At 61.8% G+C, this 14,242-nt stretch carries 13 protein-coding genes; 7 read left to right on the top strand and 6 right to left on the bottom strand.

The genetic code is table 11. The annotated features are described in order from the left end of the window. Window positions 1–157 precede the first annotated feature (157 nt). Both ACGK9R_RS03855 and ACGK9R_RS03850 read left to right on the top strand, forming a co-directional pair. Entirely contained in the window at window positions 158–1,165 is a 1,008-nt protein-coding gene (locus ACGK9R_RS03855) for an amidoligase family protein (protein ID WP_394578319.1), read from the top strand. 20 nt (window positions 1,166–1,185) lie between these two features. Continuing rightward, the gene (locus ACGK9R_RS03850) at window positions 1,186–1,854 is read left to right on the top strand and encodes a gamma-glutamyl-gamma-aminobutyrate hydrolase family protein (RefSeq protein WP_394578318.1); all 669 of its coding nucleotides are present in this window, start codon (window positions 1,186–1,188) and stop codon (window positions 1,852–1,854) included. 20 nt (window positions 1,855–1,874) lie between these two features. Here ACGK9R_RS03850 and tpx read toward each other — a convergent pair whose 3' ends face one another. Then, window positions 1,875–2,378 (bottom strand): thiol peroxidase, encoded by a 504-nt coding sequence (tpx, locus tag ACGK9R_RS03845; protein WP_394578316.1) that lies wholly within the window; start codon window positions 2,376–2,378, stop codon window positions 1,875–1,877. A 96-nt stretch (window positions 2,379–2,474) separates the two neighbouring features. On the opposite strand from tpx, the gene ACGK9R_RS03840 reads away from it, so the two are divergent. After that, window positions 2,475–3,188, top strand: a complete 714-nt coding sequence (locus tag ACGK9R_RS03840; RefSeq protein ID WP_394578314.1) for a glutamine amidotransferase — start codon at window positions 2,475–2,477, stop codon at window positions 3,186–3,188. Here ACGK9R_RS03840 and nfi read toward each other — a convergent pair. Together nfi and ACGK9R_RS03830 are read right to left on the bottom strand one after the other, a co-directional pair. Beyond that, on the bottom strand, window positions 3,172–3,879 hold the full coding sequence (gene nfi, locus ACGK9R_RS03835) for a deoxyribonuclease V (RefSeq protein WP_394578312.1): 708 nt from the start codon (window positions 3,877–3,879) through the stop codon (window positions 3,172–3,174). The genes ACGK9R_RS03840 and nfi overlap by 17 nt on opposite strands. A 117-nt stretch (window positions 3,880–3,996) precedes the next feature. Further along, window positions 3,997–5,703, bottom strand: coding sequence for a DEAD/DEAH box helicase (locus ACGK9R_RS03830; protein ID WP_394578310.1), 1,707 nt, complete (start codon window positions 5,701–5,703; stop codon window positions 3,997–3,999). A 478-nt stretch (window positions 5,704–6,181) separates the two neighbouring features. Between ACGK9R_RS03830 and ACGK9R_RS03825 the strand changes: the two genes are divergently transcribed. Together ACGK9R_RS03825 and ACGK9R_RS03820 are read left to right on the top strand one after the other, a co-directional pair. Continuing rightward, window positions 6,182–6,379: a CsbD family protein gene (locus ACGK9R_RS03825; RefSeq protein ID WP_394578308.1), complete on the top strand. Its 198-nt coding sequence runs from the start codon at window positions 6,182–6,184 to the stop codon at window positions 6,377–6,379. A 56-nt stretch (window positions 6,380–6,435) separates the two neighbouring features. After that, on the top strand, window positions 6,436–6,936 hold the full coding sequence (locus tag ACGK9R_RS03820) for a PRC-barrel domain-containing protein (RefSeq protein WP_394578306.1): 501 nt from the start codon (window positions 6,436–6,438) through the stop codon (window positions 6,934–6,936). Between the two features lie 78 nt (window positions 6,937–7,014). Here the strand turns inward: ACGK9R_RS03820 and ACGK9R_RS03815 are convergent, their stop codons facing one another. Together ACGK9R_RS03815 and ACGK9R_RS03810 are read right to left on the bottom strand one after the other, a co-directional pair. Continuing rightward, on the bottom strand, window positions 7,015–8,016 hold the full coding sequence (locus tag ACGK9R_RS03815) for a glutathione S-transferase family protein (protein ID WP_394578304.1): 1,002 nt from the start codon (window positions 8,014–8,016) through the stop codon (window positions 7,015–7,017). A 108-nt stretch (window positions 8,017–8,124) separates the two neighbouring features. Further along, window positions 8,125–9,039 carry a LysR family transcriptional regulator gene (locus tag ACGK9R_RS03810; RefSeq protein WP_394578302.1) on the bottom strand — a complete coding sequence of 305 codons (915 nt, stop codon included), beginning with the start codon at window positions 9,037–9,039 and terminating at the stop codon, window positions 8,125–8,127. A 728-nt stretch (window positions 9,040–9,767) separates the two neighbouring features. Here ACGK9R_RS03810 and ACGK9R_RS03805 point away from each other — a divergent pair. Further along, window positions 9,768–11,462: a peptidoglycan DD-metalloendopeptidase family protein gene (locus ACGK9R_RS03805; protein ID WP_394578300.1), complete on the top strand. Its 1,695-nt coding sequence runs from the start codon at window positions 9,768–9,770 to the stop codon at window positions 11,460–11,462. 134 nt (window positions 11,463–11,596) lie between these two features. Here ACGK9R_RS03805 and ACGK9R_RS03800 read toward each other — a convergent pair whose 3' ends face one another. Next, window positions 11,597–13,237: a murein L,D-transpeptidase gene (locus tag ACGK9R_RS03800; protein WP_394578298.1), complete on the bottom strand. Its 1,641-nt coding sequence runs from the start codon at window positions 13,235–13,237 to the stop codon at window positions 11,597–11,599. Window positions 13,238–13,500: 263 nt separating this feature from the next. Between ACGK9R_RS03800 and ACGK9R_RS03795 the strand changes: the two genes are divergently transcribed. After that, window positions 13,501–14,241 (top strand): murein L,D-transpeptidase catalytic domain family protein, encoded by a 741-nt coding sequence (locus ACGK9R_RS03795; protein ID WP_394578296.1) that lies wholly within the window; start codon window positions 13,501–13,503, stop codon window positions 14,239–14,241. Window position 14,242 lies beyond the last annotated feature (1 nt).

Here is a 14,242-nt window from a genome sequence, read left to right as displayed (position 1 = left end):
CGATGCGTGCGGGTCCATGGCTTGAAGCGTCGCCGCGTAAACGAGCGACCATGATAATGAGTAATGTACCGGGTTGGCCAGGCCCGCGAATACCGCTTAGCCGGCCGCCTGACTATGATAGGCTGAAGGCTCAAACGTTCACCTCAAGGATACAGAGATGACGCTGCAGGCGCCTCCCCACCGCTTGAACGATCGCGGCCAAACGCGACGGGTCGGCGTGGAAATCGAATTTGCGGGACTCCCCCCGCAGGAGACCGCGCAGCTGGTCCAGGCGCTGTTCGGGGGTGAGATCGATACGCTCAACCCGCACCGGCTGCGGGTACGCGATACCCGCTTTGGCACCTTCGGCATCGAGCTCGACACCCAGTACGCCCACCCGGACGAGACGCTCGTAGACGACGAGCACGCCGACGACAGCGAGTGGGCGCGCCAGCAGCGCCAGCGACGCGTCGAATTTCACCGCAAGACCCGGGCGCTGATCGGCGACATGGTCACAGGCCTGGTGCCGACCGAGATCGTTTGCCCGCCGGTGCCCTGGGACGAGCTCGACACCCTCGATACGCTGTTCCAGGCGCTGCGCGAGAAAGGCGCCAAGGGCACCGATGCCAGCCTGCTCTACGGCTTTGGCCTGCACCTGAACCCGGAAGTCGCGGCGCTCGATGTCGACTATCTGTTGTCACATCTGCGCGCCTACCTGCTGCTGGCTCAGTGGCTGCGCGACGAGATCAAGGTCGACATCACCCGCGAGGTGCTGCCCCACGCTAACCCGTTCCCGAAAGAGTACGCGCTCAAGGTGCTCGACCGAGGCTACGCGCCGGGGCTCGATCAGTTCATTGATGATTACCTCTATTACAACCCGACACGCAACCGCGAGCTCGACCTGCTGCCGCTGTTCGCTCATCTGCGCCCGAAACATCCCCATGCGCTGCTGCACAATCGGCTCACCAAGGCGCGCCCGACCTTTCACTACCGTTTGCCCAATGCCGAGCTCTCAAAGCCCGACTGGGGCTCGATGCTGGAGTGGAACCGCTGGGTCGAGGTCGAGCAGCTGGCCGCTGATGAGGCCACCCTCAACGCCCGGTGCGATACCTATATCGACCGCCACACCCGGACGCTTACGACGCGGCTTTTTCGCTGGCTCAAACGCTTACGACGCCGCCGCTAAACAAGGACACGAGGCCACTGATGACGCGCCCCTTGATCGGTATCACCACCTCTGATCGCAAGAGCCACCTGGCGTGGTGGTTCGACTGGTTCGCCGTGTGGCGTCACGGCGGTCGACCCTTGCGGCTGTCGCCGTCACGCCCACGCCCCGACACTCTCGATGGGCTGATCATCGGCGGCGGCGACGATATTCAGGCCACGCTCTACGGCGGCGAGGTACAGCTCGACGTGCGCCTCGACCCGGCCCGGGACGATCTGGAACTTGATCTGCTGGCCCGCTTCATTCCCGCGCACACGCCGGTGCTGGGCATCTGCCGTGGCGCCCAGCTGATCAACGTGCACCAGGGCGGCACCCTGGACCCGGACATCTACACCACTCACGAGGGTTTGAAGCGTCGGCGCACGGTGCTGCCGCGCAAGACCGTCGATATCGTCAAGGGCAGCCAACTGCACGGGCTTCTGGACGTCAGCTGGTGTCGGGTCAATAGCCTGCACCACCAGGCGGTGAACGTGGCCGGTCGCGGTATCCGTATCGTCGCCCGCGACCGCGACGGGCTGGTTCAGGGAATCGAATCCGAAGATCACGACTTTCTGATCGGCGTGCAGTGGCACCCCGAGTGGCTGATTTTCAACCGCCCGCAGCAGCGGCTGATCAGCGCGCTGGTCAGCGCCGCCCGAGCGCGACGCTGACCGCGCCCAGGCTCATGCCGTTAGCCCTGAAGTACGGCCAGCGCAGCGTCGTAGCCGGGTTCGTTTTTGATTTCGCTGACCAGCTCGCTGTAGAGCACGGTGTCGTTCTGGTCGAGCACCACTACCGCGCGGGCACAGAGCCCTTCCATGGCGCTATTGGTCAGCGCCACGCCCCAGGCCTCGAGAAACTCCGGGTGACGAAACGTCGACAGCGTTTCGACGTTATCGAGGCCCTCGGCGCCGCAAAAACGCACCGCGGCGAAGGGCAGATCCGCTGACACCACCATGACCACCGTATCCGGAAGGTTTGAGGCCAGCTCGTTGAAGCGCCGGGTCGAGGTCGCGCAGGTCGGCGTGTCAACGCTCGGGATGATATTGAGCACCTTGCGCTTGCCGGCGAAGTCGGCCAGTGTCACGTCCTTGAGATCGCGATTGGTGAGCGTAAGCGTCGGTGCTTTTTCGCCCGCCTTGGGTATCACGCCGCCGACGTCCATTGGCGTGCCGCCTCGTGTCACTTGCTGCATGTCGTTTCCTCTCATGGTATAGGTAGTCGCTCATTACGCACCCGCGATACACCGCGTCCATCCGTTAGACGCTGTATCCCTCATCAAGAGTATGCCATGCCCCTGGTAGTGATAGTAAAAACCGGTGACGCTTTTCCCGAGGTGATCGAACAGCACGGCGATTTCGGCGCGCTGTTCGAGGCGCCCATCCTTCGCGGCAACCCGCGTGCCACCGTAACGACCTGGGATCCGCGAAGCGAGCCCGAGGCGCCTTCGCTCGATACGCTCGACGCCATCGTGATCACCGGCTCCAACAGCATGGTCAGCGACAAGGAGCCCTGGAGCGAAGCGCTCAAACCCTGGCTCAGGCAGGCGCGAGCGCGCGATATCCCGATGTTCGGCGTCTGCTACGGCCACCAGCTGATGGCCGAAGCCTTCGGCGGCAGCGCTGGCGATCACCCGGACGGCCGCGAAGCCGGTACCTTCGAGCTCGAGCGCACCGACGCTTCCAACATGGACGCGCTATTCAGCCAGCTGCCCACGCGCTTTCTGACGCACTTGACCCACGGCCAGTCGGTGCTCGACGTGCCCAGCGATGCCCTGGTGCTGGCCTTCAACGACCACGACCCCTACCAGGCGCTTCGCTACGGCACCCGCCAGTGGAGCGTTCAGTTTCATCCGGAGTTCAACGCCGACATCACGCGCGCCTACCTCGAGCGGGTGAAGGATGCGCTGGAGGAACAGGGCGACGACGTCAGCGAGTTGATCAACCGGATCGAAGAAACGCCCCACTCCACCAGCCTGCTCGAGCGTTTCAGCGCGCTGCTCTAGACCCGTGCCTTTTTTCGTCGCGCCTTGATGCGAGCCGGTCGGCCAGCCGAGTCGGCTCCGGCAGCTTGGTACGCCCCAGACAGCGCATGACCCATTCCAGGGCGGTTTCCACCGAGACACGGTGGCCGGGCGAGACGAACACCGGCTTGACGTTGACCCGCGAGCGCAGCACCACGCCCAGGGTATCCCCCCCGGCGGTGAGCGGGCTCCAGTCGCCGCGCTCGCTGCCTACTTCTTCGAAGCGGCCATACAGGCGCGACTTGGCGATGCCGATGGTCGGAAGGTCCAGCCAGAGCCCGAGGTGCGCGGCCACGCCGAGCCTTCTTGGGTGGGCGATCCCCTGACCGTCGACCATGACCAGCTGCGGCGTGCGTGAAAGCTTTTTAAACGCGCCGAGCGCGGCGGGAATCTCGCGAAACGACAAAAGCCCCGGCACGTAGGGCATGCGCGTGGGCTCGCGGTGAACCACCTGCTCGACGACCGCCAGGTTCGGGGCCTTCTGCGCGTCCCACTCGAGTAGTACCACTGCGGCCCGCGTGGTTTCGCCATCATCCTCGAAGCCGATATCGACCCCGGCGATGAGGCTCACCTCGTCGAGCCGGTCCTTGAGCTCCAGGCGTTGGGCAAGCTCGGTTTGTAGCGCGATGGCCTCTTTTGGCGCAAGGTTCCAGTCGTGTAGCGCTGCATCCATGGCGGTCTCTCCTGAGAAAATGTCGTCCTGATGACAGGTATAGCCTGGCCCATCCAAGCGCCCAATAAAAAACCCCGCTCGAAAGCGGGGTCTTGTGAGGCGCGTTTAAGCGAGCGATCAGGCGCGTTCGCGGCGGCGAACCGGCGCGTCGCCGTCGTCACGGCGACGGCGCGGTGCGCGCTCCGGGCCGCCGTCTTCGCTGATCTCGAGCGGACGGCCGGCTACGCGAGCGCGGGCCATCTTGGCCAGGATCGAGGACGGCAGGTTGCTCGGAAGCTCGACGACCGAGAAGGCGTTGCGAATATCGATACGCCCGATACGCGCACCTTCGATACCGCCTTCGTTGGCCAGCGCCCCGACCAGCTGGCCGGGCTTGACGCCATCCTTGTGGCCGACCGAGACGCGGTAGCGGGTCATGCCTTCGCTGGGCGTGCTCGAGCGCTCGCGGCGCGGCTTACCGTCACGGCCGCCTTCACGCGGGGCACGCTCCTTGCGCGGCGGCTGCAGGCGGCCGATCGGCGCTTCGTCGGCGCGTGCCATGGCGGCAAAGGCGCAGGCGAGTTCGATCGGGTCGTGGCCCTCGGCCGCCAGCCGCTCGACCAGCGCACGCTGCTCGTAGGCGCCCTTGGTCAGGGCAGCGACGACGCGGTGATGGAACACTTCGTCGCGATGGGCGCGGATGACGCTTTCGTCCGGCAGCGGCATTTCGGTCATTTTCTGACCGGTCGCCTGCTCCATCCAGCCGACCTTACGGCCTTCGCGGAAGCCGGCGAAGGTGATCGCCACGCCGCTACGCCCGGCACGGCCGGTACGGCCGATACGGTGGGTGTAGGCTTCGGCGTCCTGGGGCAGGTCGTAGTTGACCACGTGAGTGATGCGCGGAACGTCGAGGCCGCGGGCGGCGACGTCGGTGGCGATCAGCACGTCGACCTTGCCGCGCTTCAAGCGCGTGATGGTGCGCTCGCGCAGGCTCTGATCCAGATCACCGGAGAGACCGGCGGCGTTGACGCCGCGGGCGGTGAGCTGCTCGACCAGGGTGGTACACGCCGCGCGAGTGCGCACGAAGACGATCGCCGCGTCGACGGGTTCGACTTCGAGAATACGCGAGAGCGCCTCGAGTTTGGCGCCACCATCGACACGCACGATGCGCTGTTCGATGTTTTCACCGGTGGTGGTCTTCGATTCGATCGCCACTTTCACCGGGTCGACCAGGTAGCGATTGACGATGCGCTCGATTTCCGTCGGCAGGGTCGCTGAGAAGAACACGCGCTGGGCATTCTGCGGAGTATCGGCAACCACGCGCTTGACGTCGTCGATGAAGCCCATGCGCAGCATTTCGTCGGCTTCGTCGAGCACCAGTGCCGAGAGGCCGTCGAGCTTCAGGCTGCCGCGATCCAGGTGGTCGATGATGCGCCCGGGGGTGCCGACCACGACCTGAGCGCCGCGCTTGAGCGCGCCCAGCTGCTCACGATACTCCTGACCGCCACACAGCGTGGCGACTTCCAGGCCCTTGAGATTTTGTCCATATTTGGAGAACGATACCGCAACCTGCTGAGCAAGCTCGCGGGTCGGCGCCATGACCAGCACCTGCGGGGCGCGGCGGTCGAGCTCCAGGCGCGACAGAAGCGGCAGTGCGAACGCCGCGGTTTTACCGGTACCGGTCTGGGCCTGGCCCAGCATGTCACGGCCTTCCAGCAGCGCAGGAATGGTTTGCGCCTGGATGGGCGAAGGAGTTTGGTAACCCTGTGCTTCAACAGCGGACAGAACAGCAGGCAACAGGGCCAGATCGCCGAAGCTCGGCGAGGCGACAGAAGTCGAGGTCATTAATCACACCTTGGTAGGCCGGCGGGGCCGGCAAAAAACATCTGAAGCGTCTTCGACACGTTAAAAAGCGCGGTCGCGCTGTAGGCAAATGCCGCTAATACGGCTCGTTTGCTAAAGGAGTCAAAGACGCCGGTCGCACCTGGCATTCGGCTGGCAGAGAAACGGTGAAACACGCCAACCGCTGTGGCGACCTTCTGCGTCGATTTCACCCGGTTGGTGAAATACTAAAACGCGCCATCTTCACAGCGACGAACATCGCTCGGATGTTTTCGTAAGCGTTGCCGCTTTCAGGGCAGTTCAGCGCTTACCGTCGTGATGGTGGGGTCAACACATGCGAGGAGCGCGAATACTAGCACTCGAAATCTTATCTGGCTAGCTTTTTTACTTTACCCACCCTGGACCCGTATCCTTGCGCTTGTCCATATATGGTCTAAAATTCCAGTGGCAATAACGCGTTACACGATCAAGGAGAGAGACCATGAATTGGGATCAGATCGAAGGCAAATGGACCGAAGTCAAGGGCAAGGCGCGCGCCAGTTGGGGCGAGTTCACCGATGACGAGCTTGACCAGATCGGCGGTAAAAAGGATCAGCTGGTCGGCAAGCTGCAGCAGAAGTACGGCCTCGAGCGCGAAGAAGCGGAAAAGCGCGCCGACGACTGGGCCAATACGCTTTAAACGTCGCTCTATAGTGCTTCCTCGCTTTGAATTGATAGATTTCAAGGAGTAACGCGATGAAAAAATCATTACTTTGGACCGCTGTCAGCACCGCCCTGTTGGCGGGTGCCTCCCTTACCGCTCAGGCGCAAGAGCCCCAGGGCGTTTATTCCGCCGAGGACATTCTCGATGCGGACGTCTACTTCGCCAACGGCTCCGGTGAAGAGATCGGCGATGTCGACGACATTCTCTTTGACGACGATATGCGCATCACCGGACTGGTCATAGAAAGCGGCGCCGTATTGGGTCTTGGCGGGCGCGAAATCGTGGTCGCCAACGACTACTTCACGCTCGAAACCAGCACCGAAGGCGATGGCGAAACCGAGCACCGCATCATGCTCAACGCCACCCCGGAAGAAGTCGAAGCCTTCCCGGCTTACGATCGCGACTGGTGGGAACAGACTCAGAACAACGCCCGCGAAGCCTGGCAAACCACGCGCGAAGGCGCACAGAGTGCCTGGCAGTCGACTCGCGAAGCCTTCGATAACGACGACGAGCCGCAAACTCAAGCCCAGTAACGCTTGAGCGCTCATACCATGAAACAGGCCGCCTCTCGAGGCGGCCTGTTTCGTCATGGCTCTCTGCTGCGTGAGAGTTTAGCCTTTCGAAGATTCACTCCGGCGGCGAATGCCCTGGCCTGGCAAGCGCTCGCGATCGTGCGGGCGGTCGAAATCGAGCGCCGGGCCTGTCGGCACGATGCGCGTCGGGTTGATCGACTCATGGCTGTAATAGTAGTGGCGCTTGATGTGATCCATATCGACCGTTTCCGCCACGCCCGGCCATTGGTAGAGCTCGCGCAGATAGTTCGAGAGATTCGGGTAATCCTCGATGCGCCGAACGTTGCACTTGAAGTGACCGTAATACACCGCATCGAAACGTACCAGGGTGGTAAACAGGCGAACGTCGGCCTCGGTCAGCCACTCCCCGGCCAGATAGCGCTGGCCATCGAGGCGTGTTTCCAGCCGATCGAGTGACTCGAACAGCGCCCTGACGTGCTTTTCATATACCGACTGCTCGGTGGCAAAGCCACTCTTGTACACGCCGTTATTGACGTTATCGTAGACATCGTCATTGACCTCGTCGATGGTCTCGCGCAGATCCTCGGGGTAGAAGTCGAGATCGTTGCCGGTCAGTGCGTCGAAGGCAACGTTGAACATGCGCACCAGATCCGCCGACTCGTTGTTGACGATCACGCTGCGGCTGGTATCCCACAAAACCGGCACGGTCACACGCCCGGTATAGTGCGGGTCGGTCAGCGTGTAGAGCTCGTGATGGTAGGAAACGTTGTTGACCCGGTCACCGCTTGAGCCCTCCTCCTTGCGATAGGTCCAGCCGTGTTCGAGCATCAAGGGGCTGGTATGGGATACATCGATCAGCGCATCGAGGCCCTTGAGCTTGCGCATGATCAGCGCGCGGTGCGCCCAGGGGCAGGCCAGCGACACGTAGAGATGATAGCGATCCTTCTCGGCGGGAAACGACGCACCCTCTTCATCGCCCACCCACTCGCGCAGCTTGGCGGACTCGCGAACGAACTCGCCGCCGTGCTTTTTGGTATCGTACCACTGATCGACCCACTCGCCGTCTACTAACAGTCCCATTGGCGTCTCCTTTATTCGGCAGCGCTGATACGGCGCTGCGCTGGCTGGCTTTACTGCGTCGCTAAAGCATAGCGCGCTTTGAAACCGGCTCCAGCGGATGTTTTACCTCTACTCGTTCGAGTAAATCGATTTTTCACCGCAGCTTTCAGCGACCGCTTCCTTGAGCACCCGAGCCATGGCATGGGTCGCCGGGCCGGCGCGGTCGCGATCCTTGAAGACCAGCTGAAACGGCACTTCGCGAATACCGCCGGCGGAGAGCGGCAGCGGTTTGAGCTCACCGCGTTCGAGCTCGTCGGCAATACGCGTGGCCGGCATCCAGGCAAAGCCGAGTCCGCGCCTGATCATGTCGAGCGAGGTATTGAGGTGACTGACCGTCCAACGCTGCTCGGCCTTGAGCCAGCCCGCGTTCGTCGACTGGCGCTGGGCCGAGTCGCGCACCACCAGCTGGCGGTACTGGGCCAGATCGCGCAGATCCAGTGAGCGCCCCAGCCCGTGAAGCGGGTGATCCGGGTGTGCCACTGCGATGAAACGCACGTTGACCACCGGCTCGCCCAGAAAGCCTGGCACCTCTGTTCCCGTAATCACCAGGTCGGCGCGGCCATCGATCAGCATCTCCACCCCCCCGTTGAGCACGCTTTCAAAAAGCTGTACCCGCACCTGTGGATAGGCTTCGGAGAAGCGCTCGAGCGCCTTGGCCTGGGCATCGGCGGGAAACACCTGGTCGATCGCCACCGTCACCTCGGTTTCGAGCCCCTCCGCTAATCGAACGGCGATATCCTCGATCGAGGCGGCGCTTTCGATGAGCTGGCGCGCCCGACGCAGCAGCAATTCGCCAGCTTCGGTCAGCCGCACCTGGCGGCCGATGGGTTCCAGTACCTGCACGCCTAACTGCTCTTCGAGCTTATGCACCGCATGGTTGAGCGTGGAGGGGCTTTTATGAATGGCTTCGGCAGCGCGGGCAAAGCCGCCGTGATCCACAACGGCGGCGAGCATCTGCCACTGTGCAAGGGTTACCCGAGACATTTCGATTTCCTCGACGCTAAAAGCGGAATATGGCGCTAGAACTTCGAAAAAACCTTAGCAGATAGCCGGTACCGGGCACAGTCGACTTTCCAACGAGCGTCATCGAAAAATATAAAAAGTGAAGGAACTTTTTTGAAAAGACGTATACCATCACCTCACGTGAACATGACACCGCCGAACGAACGTGAATGGCTATCGTAACTCACTGCCGTTACAAAAAATAACAAACCCGCTTGAGTTTAAAAACATCGAGCGCAATCATCAGCTTGCTTAGCACGCTAAACGACACACCGGCAAGCGTTCTGACCGATGGGACTCACGCATCCTTATACAGCTATCATGCCCGATGCTGCCCAACAGATATCGGTGTTAAAACGCTCGCTAGAGGAGTACAAGGCGAGGAAAAGCGCCGGGGTTGGTATACGTCTTTAGTACTACGCCGCTCTCTTGCTTCCCGAATATTGACGCTTTTTAAGGGCTAATTGATACAAGTGCTCTTTGGCGTACAAGAGTGTAGCAAGGTGAAAATGCCATCCACCTTGCCTGAAGCAAAATTAGTAAACACCGTTTTCTTATAATCCCCCGTCTCATGGGCCTTTGCGCCGAAGTGAAAGTTTGCTCCTTGTATGTAAATACAGTCTATTCACCCCTACCCCCATGGGGTATTGTTCCCGAGCTTGTTCACTTTTACGTTCATTTTAACCTTGAATTCGGCGGTCCATTTACCCATGTTGCGAATCCTTCATTCGCTGCCCCGCACGCATAAATTATTACTTTTACCCGTGGCGACGATGGTCACGGTGCTGGGCGCACAAAAGCTGTTAACAACGTACCAGGATCTGAACAAACCTCACACCACGCTGGAAAGCGTGCTGGTTCCGCTTTCCAGCGACTCCGTTGCCACGGTGCCTTCGCTCAACCAGGAACGTCGCCCGGTCGCCGAAGCGATCAATCGCGCGTCGCGTGCCATCGACGCTACCCGCGAGCACATTCCGCTAAGCGACCTGGCCGCGAAAGAGATCGTCGATCTCGACGTCATCTCCACCGCCGAAGCGTCGATCGCCGACGAAATCGATGCCAAGCCGATGCTGGACGACGGTGCGGTGCACATGGCGGTCGTGTTCGGTACTCTGACCAGTGGCATGCTCAATATCGACGAGCCAGGCGCCAGCAGCGCTTCGGTCGAAATTGCCGATGCTTCTTCTTTCGATGCTCCTCTTGAGGACGCCACCTCTTATGAGGATTACGGCATCGAGCTGTTCGACGACATCTCGTTTCTCGAACTTGAGCTCGCCGCCGAAGAGCCGTTCGTACCCGAGTGGGAAACGCACATCGTCGGCTCCGGTGAAACCTTCGCCGTGGTGGCCCAGGATGAGTTGGGGCTGGGCTACAGCGAAGTGGTCGCCCTGCTGGACGACATGCCCAACCCGCGCATTTTCACTAACTGGCGCGCCGGCAACAGTTTCGACTACCAGCTCGACGAAGACGGCCGTTTACTCTCGCTGCGCATGATGAAGGATATTCGCGACGGCGTGCTGCTCGAGCGTGACGAAAACGCAAACGCTTTCGCCGCCACCGTCATCGAGCGCCAGGGCGAGCCGGTTCAGCGTCTGTTCGCCGGTAGTGTCAGCGGCAGTTTCGCTCGCTCCGCGCAGGCCACCGGCCTTTCGAGCAGCTCGGTCACCGAGCTGACCCGCCTGCTCGAGAAGAAGCTCGACTTCCGTCGCGACAGCCGCCGTGGCGATCAATTCAGCGTGCTGGTCGAATCCGACATGATCGACGGTGAAACGCTCGATTCGCGCGTGCTGGCGGTACAGTACGACGGCGAGCGTATGGACTTGACCATGGTGCGCAACGCCGCGGACAACAACTTCTACACCCCGGAAGGTAGCGGTCTGGAGCCGGGCTTCGCTCGTCACCCGTTCGAGGGCAGCTACCGCATCAGCTCATCGTTCAACCCGACCCGCAAGCATCCGGTCACCGGCCGTATCAGCCCGCATAACGGTACCGACTTTGCCATGCCGATCGGTACTGCGGTCGTCGCCCCGGCGGACGGCCGGGTCGAACGGGTAGCCAATCACGCCGCTGCCGGTCGCTACGTGGTCATTCGCCACGATAACGGTTACCGCACCCGCTATCTGCACCTTTCCAAGCCGCTGGTCAGCGTTGGTGAGCGTGTCACCATGGGCGAGCGGATCGCGCTTTCCGGCAACACGGGTCGCAGTACCGGCCCGCACCTGCACTACGAGGTGATCGTCAACAACTCGCCGACCAACGCCATGACCGTGGACCTGCCGGAATCCTCCGGTTTGACCGGCGACACGCTGATCGCTTTCCAACGCCAGGCCGAGCCGATGCTGGCCGCGCTCGAAAGTGGCGAAACCGGCACCATCAGCGTCGCCAACTATCAGCGCAGCGAGTGATCCCCCGCTTGCGTTGAGCCGAGCAGTAAAAAGAGAGCCGCCCTTCCGGGCGGCTCTCTTGCGTTCAAGCAGGCCTTATTCAAAACACACTTTTCAAGGCAAACTTTCAAAGGCGAACCTTTCAAACGCGCCTTTCAAACCGGGCGGCCAAGCGCCTGAAGTAGCGCCGCATCGTGGCGGTAAATATCGTCGCGGAACTCGACCTCGCCCTGGGCATTGGGCCAGGCGGTCAGGTAATGAAGCTGAACCGGGATGCGCTGAGGCAGGTTCACTCGCTGATCGCTGCTGCCTCGTTTGATCAGTGAGCTCACCTGCTGCTGGCTGCCGCTATCGCGAAGCAGCATCTGGGCCAGCTCGTCGATCCCCTCCACGCGGATACAGCCGGAACTGAGCGCGCGCTGGCTACGACCAAAGGCGCTTTTGGCCGGCGTATCGTGCAGGTAGATCATGTCATCGTTGGGAAAACGCACCACCAGCCGACCCAGCGGATTGCCGCTACCCGCTACCTGGCGCAACATCACCCCGCCGGGTCGCTGCCAGTCGACGCTTGCAGGGTCAAGCCGCTCGCCGGAGGGCGCGAGCACCTGAATGTTGCGCGATGCCAGATAGTCCGGGTTGCGGCGTACCTGGGGCAGCACGTCCTCACGCAGGATGGTCGGCGGGATCGTCCAGGTCGGGTTAAGGGTAAGGTGGCTGATCGCCGAGTGAATCATCGGCGTGGCCCGTTGCGGTGAGCCCACCACCACGCGAGCATCCCACTGCTGACCGTTGGGGCGTTGGTAGTGCAGTTTGTAGCCGGCCACATCGACCCAGACGCGCGCGGGTTCACTCTCGAAGCCATCGAGCCAACGCGCCCGCTCCAGGTTGATACGCAGCTGATCGATGCGCGCGGAGAGCGGCGTATTGAGCACCTGGCGGGTTCGCTCCCCTACCACGCCGTCCGCAGTGAGCTGATGGCGCCGCTGAAAGCGTTTGACGGCGTTTTCGAGCGCCGTATCGAAGTAGTGCGGGTCGTCGACGTCGCTGCGTACCGCCACCATCGGATAGGCATCGTCATCGGCGGCGACCAGGCCACTTTCACCCCATAGGGTCAGCCGCTGGCGCAGGGTCTGTACGGCGTCGCTGGAATCGCCCACGCGCAGCGCCTCAGCGCTGGCACTCAAATAAGCGACCGGGCCTGAAGTGTTGCGCTCGAGCGCGCGGTAATCGTTCAACGCCTGACGCAGCTTTTGGTACGCGCTCGACTGAGGCCTGGCGGCTGCAAACGCCGCTTCCACATCGCCGCGTACCAGGGCGTTACGCACCTCGACCATACTATAGCGCCGCGCTGGGCGTTCACCGCTCCATTGGCTTCCCAGCGTCTGTGGGTTCACCTTACCGCGCGAAAGGTGATCAAGCGCCAGCAGCAGGGTTTCGGTCGCCTCTACATCGAAGCGCGCCCGAGCCTGCTCGCCGGACTGATCACCCATTCGATAGTCGTCGACTAGCCGATCGGCGCGATAGTCGCTCGGCGTCAGTCCGTCTTCATCGAGCCTTGAGATGGCCGCCGCCAACGCCTGAACCATGGCTTCATCCTGCCAAATCAGCCGGTCGCCCAGATTCTGGTAGAGTGCGGCCACGGGGAGATCGTTGGCAGAGGCGTTTAGCGTCTGCGAAAGCGCCGGTTGAGCGGGGGTGGCCGCGTAGGCATGATGGATCGCGTGAGGGAGCGGCAAGAGTGTGGCGGTCAATACGGCACCGATCGCCCACTTATGGATCGAGCGTGTCTCGTTCATAACCCCTCCATGGGTTACCATGCGGTGGCGCATGCCAACCCGATAAAGATAAAACATGCGCACCGACATCCATTGCAAACTGCGATTTCACCAACGCTGGTTATACAAGCCTTCTTTTTTTAGCGCCGATTACTTAAATTCCGTTAAAGAATCCTGGCGCTTGGAGCTCGAATTTACAAGTTCGAGGCACTGGCGTGACCGCGAGCGGTATCGCCTGCGACGGCTCTGTCTGGCGTTACCTTAATGATAGTAGGTCTTACACCATGCGCCCTGGATCACTTCTCGTTACCGGTTTGTTCGTTTTTCCCGCCCTGTTGGCAACTACCCCGCTTTACGCGGACGCCTCCCTGCGCTTTTATGCCCAGCTCGAGGCATCGGCCCCAAAGGGCGTGTCGCCCTTGCACCACCAGCTTTTGCGTTTGGCACCCAACGCCACCCCCCAGGCGCTTGCGCTTGCCGCCCAGGCGCTCGCCTGCGCCGACCCAAACGCCGAGCGGCTGGCGGTGATCGACTACTCGCTGCCCTCGACCGAGGAGCGCCTGTGGGTGTTCGATCTGCATCGTGATCGGCTGCTGTTCAAGGAGCTGGTTTCTCACGGGCGCGGCTCCGGCGACGCCACCGCCGAGGTGTTCTCCAATACGCCGGAAAGCTATCAGTCGAGCCTGGGTCTTTTTCGCACCATGAACAGCTACTACGGGCGCAACGGCTACTCGCTGCGCCTTCAGGGGCTCGAGGCCAACGTCAATGATCTGGCGTTCGATCGCGCCATCGTCATTCACGGCGCCAGCTACGTCAGCGACGACTTCATCACCCAAACCGGGCGGCTGGGCCGAAGCCACGGCTGCCCGGCGGTGCGTGAAGATATCACCTACCCCTTGATCGATAGCCTCAAGGAGAACCAGTACGTATTCGCCTACTACCCGGACGCGCAGTGGATGAAAACCTCGGCGTTTCTGCGCTGCGAAAGCGCCAATGGCTATCAGCTCGCCGCCTCTGAGCACTGAT

Source organism: Halomonas sp. HNIBRBA4712 (assembly GCF_043558675.1).
Lineage (GTDB): Bacteria > Pseudomonadota > Gammaproteobacteria > Pseudomonadales > Halomonadaceae > Vreelandella.
Note: the sequence above shows the minus strand (reverse complement) of the source record. Positions and strands in the feature narration are given on the sequence as shown.

Coding starts and splice junctions, on each gene's coding strand:
- ACGK9R_RS03825 (WP_394578308.1), top strand. CDS start 6,182: ATGAATTGGGATCAGATCGAAGGCAAATGGACCGAAGTCAAGGGCAAG.
- ACGK9R_RS03815 (WP_394578304.1), bottom strand. CDS start 8,016: ATGGGACTGTTAGTAGACGGCGAGTGGGTCGATCAGTGGTACGATACC.
- ACGK9R_RS03855 (WP_394578319.1), top strand. CDS start 158: ATGACGCTGCAGGCGCCTCCCCACCGCTTGAACGATCGCGGCCAAACG.
- ACGK9R_RS03805 (WP_394578300.1), top strand. CDS start 9,768: ATGTTGCGAATCCTTCATTCGCTGCCCCGCACGCATAAATTATTACTT.
- ACGK9R_RS03820 (WP_394578306.1), top strand. CDS start 6,436: ATGAAAAAATCATTACTTTGGACCGCTGTCAGCACCGCCCTGTTGGCG.
- ACGK9R_RS03850 (WP_394578318.1), top strand. CDS start 1,186: ATGACGCGCCCCTTGATCGGTATCACCACCTCTGATCGCAAGAGCCAC.
- ACGK9R_RS03810 (WP_394578302.1), bottom strand. CDS start 9,039: ATGTCTCGGGTAACCCTTGCACAGTGGCAGATGCTCGCCGCCGTTGTG.
- ACGK9R_RS03795 (WP_394578296.1), top strand. CDS start 13,501: ATGCGCCCTGGATCACTTCTCGTTACCGGTTTGTTCGTTTTTCCCGCC.
- ACGK9R_RS03830 (WP_394578310.1), bottom strand. CDS start 5,703: ATGACCTCGACTTCTGTCGCCTCGCCGAGCTTCGGCGATCTGGCCCTG.
- ACGK9R_RS03840 (WP_394578314.1), top strand. CDS start 2,475: ATGCCCCTGGTAGTGATAGTAAAAACCGGTGACGCTTTTCCCGAGGTG.
- tpx (WP_394578316.1), bottom strand. CDS start 2,378: ATGCAGCAAGTGACACGAGGCGGCACGCCAATGGACGTCGGCGGCGTG.
- ACGK9R_RS03800 (WP_394578298.1), bottom strand. CDS start 13,237: ATGAACGAGACACGCTCGATCCATAAGTGGGCGATCGGTGCCGTATTG.
- nfi (WP_394578312.1), bottom strand. CDS start 3,879: ATGGATGCAGCGCTACACGACTGGAACCTTGCGCCAAAAGAGGCCATC.